This is a genomic window from Algibacter lectus (genome assembly GCF_004368925.1).
GTDB classification, from domain to species: Bacteria; Bacteroidota; Bacteroidia; order Flavobacteriales; family Flavobacteriaceae; genus Algibacter; species Algibacter lectus.
Genome location: NZ_SORL01000011.1, coordinates 134,942 through 153,245, shown reverse-complemented (window position 1 = coordinate 153,245; position 18,304 = coordinate 134,942). Strand labels below are relative to the sequence as shown.

Here is an 18,304-nt window from a genome sequence, read left to right as displayed (position 1 = left end):
TGAATCTATTATACAAAAATTATAGTCCTACTCTAACTCCAACTAAAACTGAAGTGTATTGTGGTGTTAAACCTGCATCGATACCTTGTAAATAACTTGTTTGAGACGAGCTTACTTCTGGATCGAACCCTAAATAATCTGTAATTGTAAATAAGTTATTTGCTGTAAGGAAAACTGTTGCATTAAAAAAGTCTGGACTATAAGATAATGACAAGGTTTTTAAACGAATGTAAGACCCATCTTCTATCCAACGGTCTGAAAACCTTGAATTACCAACAGCATCACCATAAACCGCACGAGGTATATTTGTGTTTTGGTTTGCTACGGTCCAACGGTTTGCTACCGCTTCACTTTGGTTAGCTAAACCAGACATAGATTCTGTTTGCCAACGTTGTGCATTGTAAACATCGTTTCCTTGACTGAATGAAAATATAGCCGATAAGGATACATTTTTATATGTAAATGTATTGTAAACCATACCTGTAAAATCCGGATTAGGATTACCAATTACTACACGATCGTCTTCATTAATCACGTTATCAGAAGCATCACTGTTAACAAAGCGAACATCACCTGCTGCAAATGGTTGTTCGAACCCTGCAAAATCTACCCAGTTTAAACCTTCGGTTGAAGCTTCTGTAGCATTGTTATAAATACCATCTGTTTTGTAACCGTAAAATAAACCTAACGCACTACCTTCTTTATTAATGATTGTGGCGTTTACACCAGCGATTTCATATATCTGTTGATCTCCAGGTAATGAGATAATCTTATTTTTATATTGAGAAATATTTCCTCCAACATCCCAAGTAAAGTTATCTGTATTAATAACACGTGCATTAATCCCTAATTCGAAACCTCTATTTTTAAGTTTCCCATCGTTAGACAAGAACCCTTCACTACCAAAAACTGGGCTAATACTAGTTTGGTTTAATAAACCATCTGTAACATTGTTAAAATAATCTAAGTTTACAGATACGCGTTCGTTTAACAATCCTAAATCTAAACCTATGTTAGCCTTAGTTGTTTCTTCCCAACGGATAGAACTTTTGGCAATGTTACCATTAATAAGTCCTGTTCCTTCTAAAAATCTAGTAGACACAAAGTAAGATTCTGCATTGTAGTTTCCAATACCATCGTTACCTGTTAAACCATAACTTGCTCTAAGTTTTAATTTATCGATAAGATTATTGTTAGCCATAAAGTTTTCTGAAGAAATTAACCACCCCACTCCTAGACCAGGAAAAATACCGGTAGATTTAGCATCTCCAAAACGAGATGAACTATCGAAAGCTAAGTTGTAACTCACAAAATACTTATTTAAAAACGAATAATCTGCATTAGCATAAAGTGATGCATATTTCCAGTTACCAATATTACCAGAAGTAACAAACGTATCTCTATTACCATTATTAAGTGATGTAAATTGATCGTCTCCAGAGTTACCACTAATAGAGTATGAATTCTCATAATCATTTTGGTTGTAACGTACCCCTAAGTTTATTGAGAAATCGTGAATATTATCAACGTTTAATTTATAATTTAATCGTGTATCGTTATAAACAGAAAATAAACTCTCTACACTTACTTTTGATGTACGATAAAAAGCATCACCAAAATCGTTAGTTTCTTCAGACAATCCTAAATCTGGTAAGAAAACATTTTGTCTGTTTTTAATATAATTAACACCAGATAAAGAACTCAACGTTAATTTATCTGAAATTTTATAACCGAAGTTTAATTGTCCGTAAAGATTATAATCTTTTGCAACAAACGTTGCAACATCTGTAATAACTACAGGGTTACTAAAGCCACCAATATCATCAACATCTTGATAAACATCGGTTACTACACCATCTGCATTCTCTGTATAAGGTGCCAAAAATGGCGATTTATTAAGCGCTGAAAATATTGGAGATGTGCTTAACAAACCATCGTCATACAAACTTCTATCTGTATAACTTACACTTAAGTTTGTAGATAAAGATAATCTATCTGTAATGTTTGTATCGGCATTAAAACGTGTTGTAAAACGCTCGAAATCTGAATTAGAAATTACACCTCCGTTAGTAGAATAACCAACAGATAAACCATATTTAGCAATCTCATCACCACCGGTTACTTTTAAATAGTACTCATTAACATAGTTATCATCGAATACTTGTTTTTGCCAATCGGTAGAATTATGATATTTTTCATAATCTTGAAAAGATGTACTTTCATTAAAATAAGGTAAATTACTTATTTCGCTATTAGTATAAAGTCCCGAATTATTTAATTGGTTAGATAAATACGTTTTGTATTGATCTGCATTCATCATTCTAATATTATCCGGAGAAATATTTAAACCTGCTTGCGCATAGAAATCTATTTTAGTTGTAACATCATCCGTTTTATTAGTTTCAATAAGTATTACTCCATTTGCAGCTCTAGATCCGTAGATTGAAGCCGCATCTTTAATTACTGTAATATTTGCAATATCCTTTGGGTTTATATCTGATAAAGGATCGTAACTATACCCTCTAATAATAGAATTATTATTAAACGTATTTGTTTCAATCATCATACCATCTACAACTATTAAAGGTTGTGTAGAACTGTTTAAAGTATTGTACCCTCTAATAAAGTTATTAGAACCAATACCCGGAATTCCAGAACGCATAATACTCCGCATACCGCTTACTTCGTTACCCGTAATCATATTTGCTGCAGACTCACGTGCTGTAGCAATATTGCCCTCTCTTACAGAAATAGCTCCTACTACAGATGAGTTACTTTTAGCTCTAAGTGGTGTATTTACGTCTGTATAATACGTATTGAAATCCTTTTTATTAATTTTAATTTCAATTTTAGATCTTCCTCTTAAGGCAACCTCTTTATCTTGAAACTCTTGGCTACTTAATATAAGTGTAGCTCTACCATCTGGAACTTTTATCGAGAATGTACCTTTTTCGTCTGTAAGCACAGAGGAAAAATTACCCGCTCGTACATTAACGCCAGCCAAAGGCTCTTTATTAGTAGCGTTAAGGACCGTTCCCGTAACTATTTTATTCGATTTTTCTTGTCCTTGCGATGCAAAAATAATTCCGAAAAATAGAATGAAAAGCAGGGAATATGTATTTTTTATTTTCATCATAATCAGATAATTCATGTTTATTTTTTAGTTAAAATACTTACTCTACTGGCGTTAGTGCTATAAAATCTAGACCAAACTTACGATCGTACAACAGTAGTTCTGGTTCACTCACATCTACAATAACTTTAAGCTTCACAAAGTACTCATTATCAACCTCGTCATTAACAAACACAGGAATATCATAAGTATCACCAATGGTAACAACACCATCTTCAAGGTTACTTACTACTAATGGGCCAATTTCGTTTACAATTACATTTTTATCAGCATCTGTGTAGCTAAACTCAAACCTCAACTTAGTATCTTGAGATGCTCCTACGGGAGTAAATCGTAATTGAATATTATAACTTGCAGATAACACATTACTAAATGCTACTTCAAAATAATTATTACTATTACTCGCATCTGGATTTGCTAATAAGCTTACTGTATTAGTAAATGATCCTGATGCTGTTCTATCAAAATTTTGAACTACTGTAAAGTCTGACAAATCGCCTATAGTTCTTCTTTTATTATCTTCTACCTCATATCCAATAATTTTATACATAACATTTTCTGGAGTATAATTTAAATCACTAACTAAAAGCACATTGCCATTACTTAATGCTTCATTACCCGTTATAGAACTAGCGTCTAGCGTTACAAAATTACCAACCGTATTTAAAAGCAACGATCCGTCTAAATCTGCTTGTTCAAAAGCTGGAAATGTTAAGTTGCTAAATATTGTTCTGTCTGTATTACTCTTTACAGAATCTTCAATTGGAAATTTATAATACTCTTTAAAACGATCGTAAATCCCTGTATAAGCATCATCGGTTAAACCTATAAAAGTAAAACGATCTTCTTCAGAACTTAAATCTCCTATTGTTTTAAATTGTGTATTTGATGCGCTAAAAATAGAATCGTAAACCGTTTGGCCTAATGTATTAGTTCCTGTTTTAACACTTTTTGCTTCATCAAAAAGAACTTCGTTATACTGAGAAAAATATTCCATTAAGACCGGAAATTCTTCTACATTGTCATTAAGGAATCCCCAAATATTTGGTTTTACGCTTAACACGCTTGACACCTTATGTAGGATACCGTTTGATGTTAGCAAATCTGCTTCTAACAAATCAACATCACCAAAAGTAACTTGCCCATCTACATTAGAAAACTCGATATATTTATCGTTAAGCATTTTTACAAATACAGGGTTTTCATTTATGGTTGAGCCGTAAGAGAATCTAGAAATATGATTTCCTATTAATTGTGTTAATGCATCTGGATCGTTTAATACATCGGCAGGTACCAATGCTAAAGCTTCGTTACTTGGTGCCCATACTGTAAAAGCTTGAGATGAGCTAAGTAACTCTTCAAAACCTGTTTGTTTTACCAGTTCTAAAAAGGTTGAATAGTTAGCATCGGTAGCTAACGTCTCTAAAATACTAGATTCTAACCTTTGATCTTCTTGTCCATAATGGTCGTCCAAGGCATCTTCCTTACAGCTAAATGCTACAAGGATAACAAGAACGGCACATATGCGACCTAGATTAATTATGAAATTATTTTTATTATTCATTATAAGTTCTTTATTATTTATTTTTATTAATCAACCGGTACAAACTCAATATAATCAATAGGAATACCTCCTGATCGTATTGTTTCAAAACGCAATACGTGACTTTGTTGTTCTGGCATAAGTAAATCATCAATTACAATAAACCTTGCCCAGTTCGCTAAATCGTAAGCAGAGTTACCGCTATTATCAAAAATATCAGCACGTCCTCTTACATAACCACGCTCTCTTAACTCTAGAGAATCTTCATCTGGCCATCCTATACCTAATTCACTTGGGTTAGATCTCATATCCCATTGTGACCCTATAGGTTGTCCATCCCAATAGGTTTGGAATATTGGCCTACCATTATTTCCTTGGTTTCCACATACTCTAAGCTCATATTTCCCTTTAGGAAGTACTGGCGTATCAAACTCAATCCATGTTACAGAACCTAAATTCAATACAGTTCCTGCATCATAAGCAGCATTTCTACTTTGTCTTAAAATTCTAATTCGTGTTGCTGGAAAAACCCGAAGCGATTCGAATTCTGTAGAATCAAACCATGAATTAAAACCAATTTTACCGGCTTGTACTTCTGGTAAACCTGTTCCAAAATCGAAGATTACATGTTTTGCTTTAGGAATAAATATGGTTAATAATTTATCTACGGTATGATATACTCCATTTTTCGCTGGAAAATTGCTGTCTTCAGAAATTAAAGACGTCCATGTATCATCTACACCCGTTTCTGTTTCGTTAATTCTAAGCTCTTTATCTGTTTTAAAAGATTTTATAGCATTTTTAGGAAGTATTGTACTAATAAAAGAGTTTTCTGGAAAATCTGCAGAATACAAGAAACTCTCTGTTGCATGATAAGCCATAAACCTATTTAACTCATTTAGCTCGTCTGTATAATTTACATCTCCTGGAGAGATATAATCTGCCAAATCTTGAAAAGAATTAATACCAGCTTCAGCATAAACAGCATCTGATTCTGCTAAAATTGTAAAATTATTTTTTGATCCTGTTTCACTAAAGTATTGAGAAAACATATCATAATATCCGGTTTGCTTTAAAGCTTCAATAAAAATAGTATGCTTACCAGCCTTTTCCATTACAACAGTAACGGGATCAATAAAAGGGTTTAAAACTCCTGTAAGCGCATGTATAGTTCCATTATTTGTACGAATATCGTATTGATCTAAACCAACTTCTTTATTAATCTGCACATTAGCAATACCACCTCCTAATAAGTAAGACGTTGTAAGATAATCTCCAGTATAAGTTGTATCGGCCAATCGCCCTTCTATAAAACTACTTGTGGTTCTACTCGTTGGTAGCGTATGAAACTTAACTAATATTTTTAAAAATTCTATTTGCTCTTCCGAAGTTAATTCTGCAACAGTACTTACATTAAAGCGCTCTTCTAAGAATGCCTTTATAGCCGTATTGGTAGGTGCTAAACACGTATAACTTCCATAACTTCTTAATGCGGTGTAAAATTCTGTTTTTTGAAGAATTTCAACATACATAGAAAATTTGTCTGGGTTAGCTTCTAATACCTCTGAAATTGTCATATCAGTAGTTTCACCATCTGTTGTAAAAAAGGTGGTTCCATCAAGAGGATCATTACAGCTATTTAATATTAGCATAAACATGCAAAGCCCTCCAAGCCAATTAATTATTTTTTTAGTTTTCATAAGTTTAGTTTTAGTTTTCGTAAAATGGATTCTGCACTAAATTATCATTCAAATTAATTTCATTTTGATAAATTGGTAAAAAGTATGAATCTGGATCTGAGTAATAACTCAAAATCTGCTCATAATCATCTGCACCAGCTTTAAAATCGACTAAACTTAAAATAAGTTCTTGATTTGCAAAGTTATCACGACGTGCAAAACGCAGTAAATCGTACCAGCGCTTTCCTTCGAATGCAAACTCTTTTTGGCGTTCTAATAATAATGCATTTAATAAACTAGACTCGTCTCTCGAAACATCTAAAGGTGCAGAAACTGCACGCATATGCACATCGTTAATAAGTTGATAAGCCATATCTAAATTCTTTTTATCAGCAGATAAAATATAAGCTTCAGCTTGCATAAGTAAAACATCGGCATAACGATAGAATATAAAATTGTTATAATACTCATCACTACCACGGTATTCGCCAGTTTCATCTACACCTGCATATTTAAAAACTGCAAAATTCTCTCTATCATACGTTCCTAAATGCGCACGAATATCATCTGGAAACTCTCTATACAATTCGTTAATTCCTTGATATGCTACATAATTAAGATTACTTACTTGGAATGAGTTTCTTAGCGTTGCTGAAATATCGCTAAACTGAAGTTCGAAAATACCTTCATCTGAGTTGCCTTCAAAAAAGATACTATTAAACCACTCTTCACCATTAACTAAACTATAGCGACCTAAATCTATTAATTCTTGTGCGGCGTCAATACACTCAGTGTACTGTTCATTCCATAAATAAGCATCTGCAAGAATAGCAAGTGCTGCTCCTTTTGTAATTCTCCCTTTATCATGAGCTGCAGATTGTGCATACCCTAAGTTTAAATCTTCTACTGCTAAAGTTAAATCATTGATAATTTGAGTAAGAATTTCTTCTTCTGTATTTTTTGCTGGATAAAAATCGATTTGGTTTGTTGATGTTGCTGTTAATACTAACGGCACCTCTTTAAAGTTTTTAACCAAAATTAAATATGCTAAAGAACGAATAGTAATAGCTTCTGCTTTAAATGTGTTTAATTCTTCTATAGAAAACGTTTTATCTTGCTCCTGAGCGCCATCGGCAAACTCTAAAACTAAATTACAGTAGTTAATAGTAGCATAGAAGTTACTCCAGTTTGTTAATCCATCTGAAGGAATCATATAATTTCTCATTATATTCTCTAAACCTCCACTACCAGAAACCATCATTTCTGCTCTAAGTTCTCCCCACTTTAATACTCTATCGGTAAACCCAGATTGATTCATAGAGGCATAACACCCAGCTACTGCAGAACTTACTTGCTCTTTATTATTCCAAAATTCTTGTTGAATTAAGTTGTCTTTTGGTTCTAGATCTAGATAATCGCTACACGATGATAGTGTTGCAAAAATCATCGGAACCATTATAAATATTTTAATTATGTGTCTTTTCATAATATCTTAACTTTAATGCTATTTAAAATGATAGATTTATACCTACGGTTATTTGTTTCGATCTTGGAGTTTGTTCCGCATCGTAACCTAACTCTTGCCAATCGTTACTAATTCCTCCTTCAGGATCTACTCCCGAATACTTGGTAAAAGTTAATAAATTGGTTCCTGTAACATAAACTGAAGCATTTGTAAAATTCAACTTGTTAATAAAAGGCTTTGGTAAATTATACCTAAGTGTAATGTATTTCATTCTTAAGAATGAAGCATCTTCCATAAACCTATCAGACCCTAAAGTATTAACAGGGCTATTCAAAATAGCTCTTGGTATATCTGTTTCATCACCTTCAAATCTCCAACGTCTTAAAACCGCTGTACTTTGATTATCAAAATCGTCCATACTTTCCGTATTCATACGTGCAATATTCATTAATTTCTGATCATATCTAAAGTTGAAAAATGCATTAAGTTGAAAGTTCTTATAACGAATATTAGGTCCAAACCCACCAAATAATAACGGATTTGCATTTCCTAAGTATACTACATCTAGTTCGTTGATATTTCCATCTTTGTTAACATCTTCATACATGGCTTCACCTGGCTGAAACTCTTTACCATTATTAAAAACTAAGTTTTTAGGCTCTCCATTAAGATCGTAAATAATATCTCCATTACCATCACGTGCTACTAAATCTTCTTGAGAACTAAATACACCTAAATAACGGTAGCCATAAAAAGAACCAATTGGGTTACCTTCTTGAATTCGTTTTAAATACCCTCCAGGTCCAGTTGTTAAAGGGTTTCCTGCTTCTGCTACTTGAGCTTCTGTAATACGTTTAACTACGTTTCTATTACGAGCTACGTTAAAATTAAAATCTAATCCAAAATCTTCATTATCTATAATTTTGGTTCTTACACTAAACTCAATACCTTGGTTACTAATATCACCTAAGTTTAAATAAGGTATTCTAGAAAAACCAGAAGTTGTTGGTATAGCTGTGTTTTTAGTTAATAAATCTTTGGTGTCTTTTTGATAGAATTCTAAGTCACCACTAACTCTACGATTAAAAAATGAATAGGTTACACCTAAGTTCTTCTGAATAACAGTTTCCCAACGTAAATCTGTTAATTCCATACTACTTGGTATTACAGCAGGCTCATCTAAATATGTATAGTTATACGTTGTGTAAGTATTGTACGAACCGTAGTTTGTACCTGGCGAATTACCGTTTACACCATAACTAGCACGAATACCTATTTCGTCCACAAAATCTGCACTTTCCATAAAAGGCTCTGAAGATAAAATCCATTTTGCAGCAACACTTGGAAAAGTACCATTTCGGTAATTACTACCAAATTTAGAGTTTCCTTCCGATCTAATACCTCCACTTAAAATATAACGATCTAAATACTGATAGTTAAAAGCAAAGTTGGCTGCAAGCGTTGTGTTTTGCTCGAATGTAGATTCTAAAGAATTTCCAGAACCTTCAATTCTAATATTTGCAATAGGTGTTTGTATATCACTTGTTGGACTATTACTAGCAACAGATACATATCCTTGACTTGTTTTTTCGAATGTTTGAAAAGAAAAACTTGATAAAAACGAATGTTTCTCACCTAATTCTGGCATCCAAATTAATTTATTATCTGTACGCATTACAAAAAACTCACCATCATCAAAAGTTGATCTGTTTGCTCCTGAATTTGTCCATGCTGCCCCAATAGCTTCTTCTGGTACAAATTGAGATTTTTTATCAACATTAATATCAAATGAAATAATAGATCTAAAATCGAAATGCTTATTAGGTTTATAACTAAATCTAAAAACCGGTGTAATTCTATTATTTTCTGTATTGTTTCTAGACAACCTCGCCATTGCAACTGGGTTGTAATAAGTAACACCATTACCTTGAAAAGAATTTTCTGGTGTAAAATACTGATCGGTTAAATTACCATTTTCGTCAACTTGATAAATAGATTGATTTGGCATTTTTACCAATGCTAAAGATCTTAAGTTAGCTTGTCCTAAACTATTATCTTTTGCATAAGAACGATCTAATGATCCGTGGCTATAAGAAAGCTCGGAAGCAATAGTAATTTTATCTGAAATATTATAATCTAAAATAGCACGTGTTGTAAATAATTTGAAAGCACTACCAACTGTTGTCCCTAATTGATTTTTATAACTTCCAGATACACGGTATGATGATTTTTCTCCACCACCAGATACACTTAAGAAATGCTCATTAGTGTGCCCTCTTTGTGTAATTTCATCTAGCCAATTAACATTTTTATTATACAACTCGTATAACTCGTAATCTGGATTGTATGCTATTGGGTTACTATCTGCTAAATTAGTATTAGTTGCAATTAATTCATCTTTAATTAATGTAGAGTATTGATCTCCATTTAACATTGGTATTCCGTCTGGTTGCTTAGATGTACTTCCTTTATAACTATAAGAAAATCTAGCTTTACCTTTTGCCCCACGTTTTGTTTTAATAAGTAAAACACCGTTTGCTGCACGCGACCCATATTGCGCCGTTGCTGCTGCATCTTTTAAAACTGAAATTTCAGAAATATCATCTGGAGATACCCCAATCATTGATGCATATTGATCTTCATCGGCTGTAGAAAAATCGAACCCAGTATCAATTTGTGTTTCAAAAGGCACACCGTTAATAACAATTAGTGGTTCTGAAGAAGCATTTAATGATGATGTACCACGAATACGGATAGATAAACCGGCTCCTGGATCTCCAGAATTAGCTACAATATCTACACCACTTAATCGACCTTGCAATTGATCTACAATACCCGATGATGCTGTTTCACTAATTTCTTTGGTAGAGATAGTTTCCATGGCTGTAGCAATTCTTCGCTTATCCATTTCAAACTCACCAGTAAATACTTTTTTTGTTCCTCTTACAATAATAGCATCTAACTCTGCTACATCTTCTTTTAATCCTATATCAATTGTTGTTCTACCTCCAACTGTAATTTCCTTAGTAATAAAACCAATATAAGAAAAGGTTAGCACGTTATTAGCATCATGCATTTTAATAGCGTAATTACCATTAAAATCGGCTACAACACCATTAATAATACGATTATTTTTATCTTTCTCTGCAATGGTTGCACCTGTTAATGGCTGACCATCTGATTCTGAGATTACGGTTCCTGATACGCTTATTTGCGTTTGTGCCGACAGACTGAACGCCGAAAACAATACACAAACTACCATTAAGACATATGAATATGACCTGTATTTATCCTTCATATTAAAAACTTTTAGTTTTATTATTTTATATAATTATTCGTTTCGTGTATTATAATTCTCTTTGATAATATATTTGTCATACTACCAGTTGTTACAGTATCTCCTGTTTCTTCATTTGTAATAGAAACAGATGTTGTTGTATTTACAACAGAAAACTGATCGTAAACTGGAGCAAAATCGACAATTTTACTATAATACATAGAAGGAAAAGTTCCTGTGATTTTACCATCGGTAGGTAACGATTGTTGTATAAAGTGCTTTTTAGCAAAGTTTAAAAGATCTCTTTTTGCTATAGCCTTATCTAAATCATCCAACCCATTTACTATGCTAGGGTCTACAATAACACCATCACTAATAGCTTGTGCAACAGCACTGTTGTTAGGCGCAAATAATGTAAACGTTCTTTGTAAGTTTAAGAAGTTAATTAATTTATCTTCCGAACCTACAATGGTAATTAATGCATCTGCACTTTCTAATACCTCTATAAAAGATGAAAAGTTCGCAGAGTTCTCTACTAAAGTACCGTAAGTGAAATTTAACGGCATATCTATAATAGCACTCATTTCATAAAAGTTTCCATTATCAGTAACTTGGATATTCTCAACCTGAGCAGATTCCATATCCTGAATATCTCCACCTCCTTGTGCTAAATTACCAGCAGATGCGTAGATAAACTCGCCACTTCTTGCTTGGTAGTAATTGTTAGCATTAAAATCTATATCCTCATCGACAATTTGATTAAGAACAATATCAGCTATTGTTTTTCTAACATAAGCTATATCTGCTGCACTTGGAGACGTTGCATCTGGATCTGGATACGTACGGTTATTAGCTCCTACAGGATCACCTTCTACATCCATATAAATTACAGACACATCAGTAGGATCATAAGAATCAAGATCTGTACGTACTGTTATTCTACGTGTTGCACTGTTTGGATCTGCAATATCGACAAACTGATCGTTTCTTACACCTAAAATAGAAAAACGCACTGCATTACTTTGTAAAGCTGTATCTATTCTAAGATCTTGAACTGCTTGAAGCATTATAGAGTAATTAGGGTCTAATAATAAAGGCCCCATTATTGTTCCAAAACTATTATTTGTATACACTGTATTTACCCCTACAAAGAAACCATTGCTACAAAACTTTTTGTCGACAACATCTTCCGCTTTATAATCTACTAAACCTAAGCTTGTATCATAACTTTGACCAAAATAACTTGGACATATATCCCAATAATCATTAAAGAAAAAAGGTGATATAAATTTCCCTAAAACATCTAAAGGCATTTCATCATAAGAACTATAAAACTCTCCCAAAATACTATTACTAGTTAAATAACTTTCTAAAGCTTCGTTTGTTGGCACTAATAACCCCCAAGCTTGTGCTAGAGTTCCATCGATATTAGTTGCATAATTCTCGTCTGCAACATTAAAGGGTAGATAATCATTTTCTATTCCTGTTGAAAATACAAATCTGTAAATTTGCTCTGTTTCCCCTGTTTCCTCATTTAGCTCGTCTCTGTTGTATCTCAAATAAGCAAAACGTTCCAATATTCTTTTAAAACCAGAATACTTATCGCCATACTCCGGAGAAGAAAGGTTTTCGTACATGCTCTTTTTAGGCTCAAATACTTTATCTAAAGCATAAATTATCCCATTTTCTGCTACAATATTTTGTTCTGTAACATTAGCACCAAATACTTTCATTTCGCCATCATTGAAAGTTTCATCTGGAAACATAAACTCGTAATCCGAATGCTGAACATCCCAAGTATCTAAATAAGATTGAATAAAATAATTGGTTGTTTTTAATCTACCATTACTTTCTTCTACCACATATTGACCAGGTTCTAACTTATCCCAATCTAATATATGCTGTAAAGTATCGGTATTATACGTTCTATTAGGTCTTTGGTATTGCGTTCTACGTCTAAAACTTTGACCTAAATAAAATCGATTTGGAAAATAAGTTAACGTTGTAGTATTCCAACCATCAATTATAATTGAATACTCTACGATATCTAATATTTTTTCTGGTGAAATAGATTCTATACTAGATATTCCTTCAGCAGTCATATAAGCCTCGAAAGCCTCATCTGTTGGAGCAAAAACTGTCCAAGAACCACCTTTTACCAATGGTTCTTTGTAAGCCGTTTGATCTAATGCCTGTAAGTAATAAGTAAAATTCCCCATGGACTCTAATTGTTGGTAAATTGTACCAGCCAAATTGTCGGGACGTGCATACTCAAGCGGGTCGGGCTTACACCCAAAAGTGGCCATAATTATAAATAATATAATTATACCATTTCTATGCTTCATTTTTTGTACCATATTAATTGTAGTTAATTTAGAATTATTGTTTAGTTATTTAATTAGGTTCGGTTAATACATTTAAACTTGGTTTTAGCTTAAATTAAAGAGAAACAGCAATTAAAGAGCAAATACTAAAATTTGTTAATTAATGTTAACTATTTGTTAATGCAAACTTATAAAACAATGCCCTTTAAGTATATAAATTATAGCTATTTAGAGATAAATTATTGCTCATTTATACCGTTTTACCCCTATAAACACTAGGCTTTATGTAAAATCCTACAGTATTATTTTTACCACATTAACCTATTCTTAAAAAACCATAAGCATAATTATCAAATTAACAGAATACAGTATTTAATTTTGCTTAAACGTTTAACAAACTAATAAAATACTTAAATTTTAGCATTACAGACCATATAAAACAATGAGCAATTACCTCACTTTTTACCTCCTAATATAAGTAAGAATATTCTATTGTTTTTAACAAAAAAAATCTCAGATTAAAACTTAATCTGAGATTTCACATTATTAATTTATAAATTCGAAACGCTTACATTTCTCCTTCTTTTTCCTTTTGTTCAATAAACTGACTTGGTGTTACATCAAACAATTCCTTAAAGGTTTTACTAAAATATGCTGTGGAATTAAAACCGGACATGTGAGATACCTCTTTTATAGAATAATTGTTTTTTACCAACAACTCAGCAGCATAACGCAATCGTATTGTCCTAATAAAGTTACTTGGGTTACTTCCTGTTAACGTATTTATTTTTTTATAGAACTGAGATCGACCAATCCCCATTTCGGCCAGTAAATCGCCTTGTTTAAAATCTATATCACTTATATTTTCAATAATAACTTTGGTGGCTTTATCAAGAAATGCTTCGTCTAGATTATTAGAGGTTACCTCACTAGACGGGAATATACCTCCAATTTCAGAAAAACGTTGTCGCAATCTTTTCTTCGCCTCAAGCAAGTTATTAATTCTAGCTTTCAATACATCGGTAACAAAAGGTTTTGATATATAACCGTCTGCACCGTGCTCGTAACCCTCTATTCTATCCTCAACCAAGGTTTTAGCAGTTAATAAAATTACAGGTATATGGCAGGTTTCTAAATCGGATTTTATAGAATTACACATTTCGAAACCATCCATTTTAGGCATCATAACATCACTTATAACCAAATCTGGCAAATATTTATGCACTTTCTTTAACCCATCGACACCATTAACAGCTTCTTTAATAATGTATTGATCTCTTAAATCACTACTTAAATGCACACGGAGTTCCTTATTATCTTCAACAATAAGCAGTATTGGTTTATTAGAATCGTCACCATTGTAATCGTCTACCGAATCTGGTTTTACATTTGGTAAATGATCGTTCGAGATTAACATATCATATTCAACAGCCTTCATTGAGTTTATTAAAAATTCATTTTTAACATTCTCAACATCATCTGGCTTAGCATCGATATTTAAAGGTAGTTTAACAATAAACTTGGTTCCTTTTTTATGCTTACTCTCTACATCTATTTCACCACCATGTAACTCCACTAAACCTTTGGTAAAGTTTAACCCAATACCTGTACCGGCTTTTGAAGCATCCAAATTATAGAACCTCGAAAAAATTCGGCGCATTTGCTCCTTATCTAAGCCCACACCAGTATCTTCAACTATAATTTCAACATACTCGGTAGATTTAGCTTTACCCAACTTCAAAAAGTTAGAATTACTACTACCTGTGTTAATTTTATTAATTGTTATGGTTATATCACCTCCACTATTGGTGAATTTTATAGCGTTCGAAATTAAGTTTGTAATTATTTTTTCAACTTTATCAAAATCGAAAAGTGAAACAATTTTATCTGAAGTACTTATAAAGTTATAATTAATCTCCTTTTTGAAAGCTAAATCTTTAAAAAGCGAAAAAATATCTTCACTAAACTTAACAACATCTCCTTTTTCTAATTGAAGCGGAGCCATACCAACATCCATTTTACGATAATCTAACAACTGATTTACCAAGTGAAGTAATCGTCTAGCACTTCGCTGAATAGACAATGCCGATGTTTTTACAACCTCAGGATTATCACTAAAATTTGCTAATATTTTATCTACCGGATTCAGGATTAATGTTAATGGCGTTCTAAACTCGTGAGATACATTTACAAAGAACTGTAGTTTCATTTGATCTAGTTCGTGTTCTTGTTCTTCTTGTACTTTAAGCTCATAATAATACATTAAGAAACGAATAATTAACGCTCCAATAATAATATAAATAAGGTAAGCCCACCAACTACGCCACATAGGTGGTAAAATTTTTATATTTAGAAAGGTTGTTTTAGCAGCATCCCATTGCCCATTAATGGTCGCTTTTACTTCAAATTTATATGTTCCAGATTCTAAGTTCGATAGGTTTACTACACGGTTAGAGCCCAAATTAATAAAGTCGCTATCTAGACCTTGCATACGATAAGCATACTTAACCTGCTCTGGATTATCAAAATAAAGCGCCACAAACTCCAACGAAACATAATTCTCCTTGTACTTTAACGTTAAATCTTTAGTTTCCGAAATACCTTTGTTTAATAAAACTCTATCATGTATTGAGTCGCCTGCAAAAACAACTCTGTTATTTAACTTCAGCTTACTTATTTGTGGTTTTAAATCTACAGCTGCAGGAATGGCAATATCATCTGGATTAAAAATATTAAAACCGTTTAAACCACCAACAATAATACGGCCGTCTGTAGTTTTCTCTATAGATTGTGTTTGAAATTCTGCGCCTTGTAAACCATCGTGCGTATTGTAATTTACAATTTGATGTGTTTTGGGATTCAGTAAAGACAAGCCACTCTTTGTAGTAATCCAAATATTAAAATTATCATCCTCCTTAATACCTACAACCAAATTGTTTGGTAGTCCATTTTGCGAAGAATATGACTGTACCAAATTTAAATTAGCATCAAGCTTATAAACACCACTATCTGATCCTACCCAAATATTATTACCATGATCTTCTGTAATAGTACTAACCCTAACCTCCACTAATCCAGAAACGTTAACAGGTATAAAATCGATATCATTGGGAATAAACTCACCTAAGGCTTTCAATTCAACTACATTTAACCCCAGTTCTGTACCTATAAACAAGCGTTTTTTTGAATCTATAAACGTACTAATGATAGAGTTACTAAGTAAAGAATTACCAGAATCGTAGGTGCTTTTATAATTTTTAAATTGTTTAGTTTTCGGGTTATAAAGACTTAAACCCTCGTTTCTTAAAGCGAACCAAATTCTATGTTCAGCATCTTCCACTCCGCTCCAAACAGAACTTTGCCCAATAGACTTAGTATTATTAGCATCGTGTAAAAACACTTCACTTTTACCCGTTTCCGGATTAAATTTATTAACGCCACCATCTAAGGTACAAACCCAAATAAAACCTGCATGATCTTCAAAAGTATATAATATTTTGTTGGAGCTAAGCGCACTTGTATCATTAGAAAAACTACTAAAATGCTCAAACGAATTCTCTTCTTCATTAAACAAATTTAGGCCGCCATTGTATGCACTTATCCAAATTCGTTCTTTGGAATCTTGCAAAACAGATTGTATTGTTTTTTGACTTAAACCATCGGCCTTATTGGCTTTATAGTAATAATGCTGAAAGGAATAACTAGACGGATCTAACTTGCTAACACCAACATCGTAACTGCCTATCCAGAAAATACCTTTTCTGTCTTCAAATATTTTAGTAGGTTTATTATTAGGTAATGAAAACGGATCGGAAAAATTATTTACAATATGGCGTTGCATTTCTACATCGTCATTTTCTTTTTTGAATAAATACAAACCAAAAACATCGGTAGACACCCAAAACAAACCTGTTTTATCCTGATAAATATCGTAAATAGGCACACTTTTATCCACTAAAGATACGTGCTTAAACGTATTATTTTTGGTATTCCAAAGTATGAGGTTAGATAAATCGTTACCAATCCAAAAATCGCCATCGGCATCAATAAATACTTTTTTAGTAATGTGGTTTAACTCGTAAGATTCTTTTTTATCAATTAAAACACGATCGAAGTTATCGTTTTTTCTATTATATCGGTTTAAATGCTGCCCATTAGTTCCAGCCCAAATCGTATTATCTTTATCTTTTAAAAGAACATTAACTTTATTATTATCAATAGATTTTAAATTACTTTGATCGCTTATGTAATATGAAAACTTAAAATTATCTTCATTAGTATTATAATCATAAAGCTGAATTTTTATAACACCAATATTGGTAGCAACCCAGAGTGTATTATTAATACTGTCGTACAGCAAATCATTAATAATTTTTTGCGAACTATTTGATAAAGAAAGCTGCTTATACAGTTTTATTCTAATAAACTTATTAGTCTGTTTATTAAATAAATTAAGCCCATTATTGGTTCCAACCCACAAATTCCCTTCGTTATCTTCTTCAATAGCATTAATTCTGTTATTACTAATAGATGTATTGTCATTTAAAACAGATCTAAAAATCTCAAATTCATAACCATTATATCTATTAAGTCCATCAATAGTTCCGAACCACAAAAAACCAGCTTTATCCTGAAATATTTCGGTACACGTACTGCTTGAAAGTCCACTAAATGTATCTAAATTTTCAAACTTTATATTATTCTTCTGCCCAACAATAATATTTGTTAGTAAACAGAATAAAGCAATAAAATAATTTTTAAAATTCATTTTTATTTGAAATTTCAACAACTAACTGTTATTAATTTATTGAATACAAAACTTTTACTAATTTGTATTCAAGCTAAAATAAAATATGGAGGTTATTTACCCGAAACTGTGCAGG

General features: G+C 32.3%; 7 protein-coding genes. All 7 read right to left on the bottom strand.

Annotation, left to right across the window (positions count from 1 at the left end):
- Nucleotides 1-19: 19 nt before the first annotated feature.
- Nucleotides 20-3,136 carry a SusC/RagA family TonB-linked outer membrane protein gene (locus DFQ06_RS15720; RefSeq protein WP_159140095.1) on the bottom strand — a complete coding sequence of 1,039 codons (3,117 nt, stop codon included), beginning with the start codon at nucleotides 3,134-3,136 and terminating at the stop codon, nucleotides 20-22.
- Nucleotides 3,137-3,173: 37 nt separating this feature from the next.
- Nucleotides 3,174-4,697, bottom strand: a complete 1,524-nt coding sequence (locus tag DFQ06_RS15715; protein WP_133968767.1) for a fasciclin domain-containing protein — start codon at nucleotides 4,695-4,697, stop codon at nucleotides 3,174-3,176.
- A 26-nt stretch (nucleotides 4,698-4,723) separates the two neighbouring features.
- Nucleotides 4,724-6,376, bottom strand: a complete 1,653-nt coding sequence (locus DFQ06_RS15710) for a fasciclin domain-containing protein (protein ID WP_042506438.1) — start codon at nucleotides 6,374-6,376, stop codon at nucleotides 4,724-4,726.
- Nucleotides 6,377-6,386: 10 nt separating this feature from the next.
- Nucleotides 6,387-7,841 carry a RagB/SusD family nutrient uptake outer membrane protein gene (locus tag DFQ06_RS15705; RefSeq protein WP_081959323.1) on the bottom strand — a complete coding sequence of 485 codons (1,455 nt, stop codon included), beginning with the start codon at nucleotides 7,839-7,841 and terminating at the stop codon, nucleotides 6,387-6,389.
- Between the two features lie 22 nt (nucleotides 7,842-7,863).
- A complete protein-coding gene (locus DFQ06_RS15700) occupies nucleotides 7,864-11,118 on the bottom strand; it encodes a SusC/RagA family TonB-linked outer membrane protein (protein ID WP_133968765.1) in 3,255 nt (1,084 codons plus the stop codon).
- Nucleotides 11,119-11,138: 20 nt separating this feature from the next.
- Nucleotides 11,139-13,442, bottom strand: a complete 2,304-nt coding sequence (locus DFQ06_RS15695) for a fasciclin domain-containing protein (protein ID WP_159140094.1) — start codon at nucleotides 13,440-13,442, stop codon at nucleotides 11,139-11,141.
- A gap of 547 nt (nucleotides 13,443-13,989) precedes the next feature.
- On the bottom strand, nucleotides 13,990-18,189 hold the full coding sequence (locus DFQ06_RS15690) for a hybrid sensor histidine kinase/response regulator transcription factor (protein ID WP_162857682.1): 4,200 nt from the start codon (nucleotides 18,187-18,189) through the stop codon (nucleotides 13,990-13,992).
- Nucleotides 18,190-18,304: the final 115 nt, after the last annotated feature.

Excerpts from the sequence above, each read along its gene's own strand:
- DFQ06_RS15720 (WP_159140095.1), bottom strand. The coding sequence starts at position 3,136 with ATGATGAAAATAAAAAATACATATTCCCTGCTTTTCATTCTATTTTTC.
- DFQ06_RS15715 (WP_133968767.1), bottom strand. The coding sequence starts at position 4,697 with ATGAATAATAAAAATAATTTCATAATTAATCTAGGTCGCATATGTGCC.
- DFQ06_RS15710 (WP_042506438.1), bottom strand. The coding sequence starts at position 6,376 with ATGAAAACTAAAAAAATAATTAATTGGCTTGGAGGGCTTTGCATGTTT.
- DFQ06_RS15705 (WP_081959323.1), bottom strand. The coding sequence starts at position 7,841 with ATGAAAAGACACATAATTAAAATATTTATAATGGTTCCGATGATTTTT.
- DFQ06_RS15700 (WP_133968765.1), bottom strand. The coding sequence starts at position 11,118 with ATGAAGGATAAATACAGGTCATATTCATATGTCTTAATGGTAGTTTGT.
- DFQ06_RS15695 (WP_159140094.1), bottom strand. The coding sequence starts at position 13,442 with ATGAAGCATAGAAATGGTATAATTATATTATTTATAATTATGGCCACT.
- DFQ06_RS15690 (WP_162857682.1), bottom strand. The coding sequence starts at position 18,189 with ATGAATTTTAAAAATTATTTTATTGCTTTATTCTGTTTACTAACAAAT.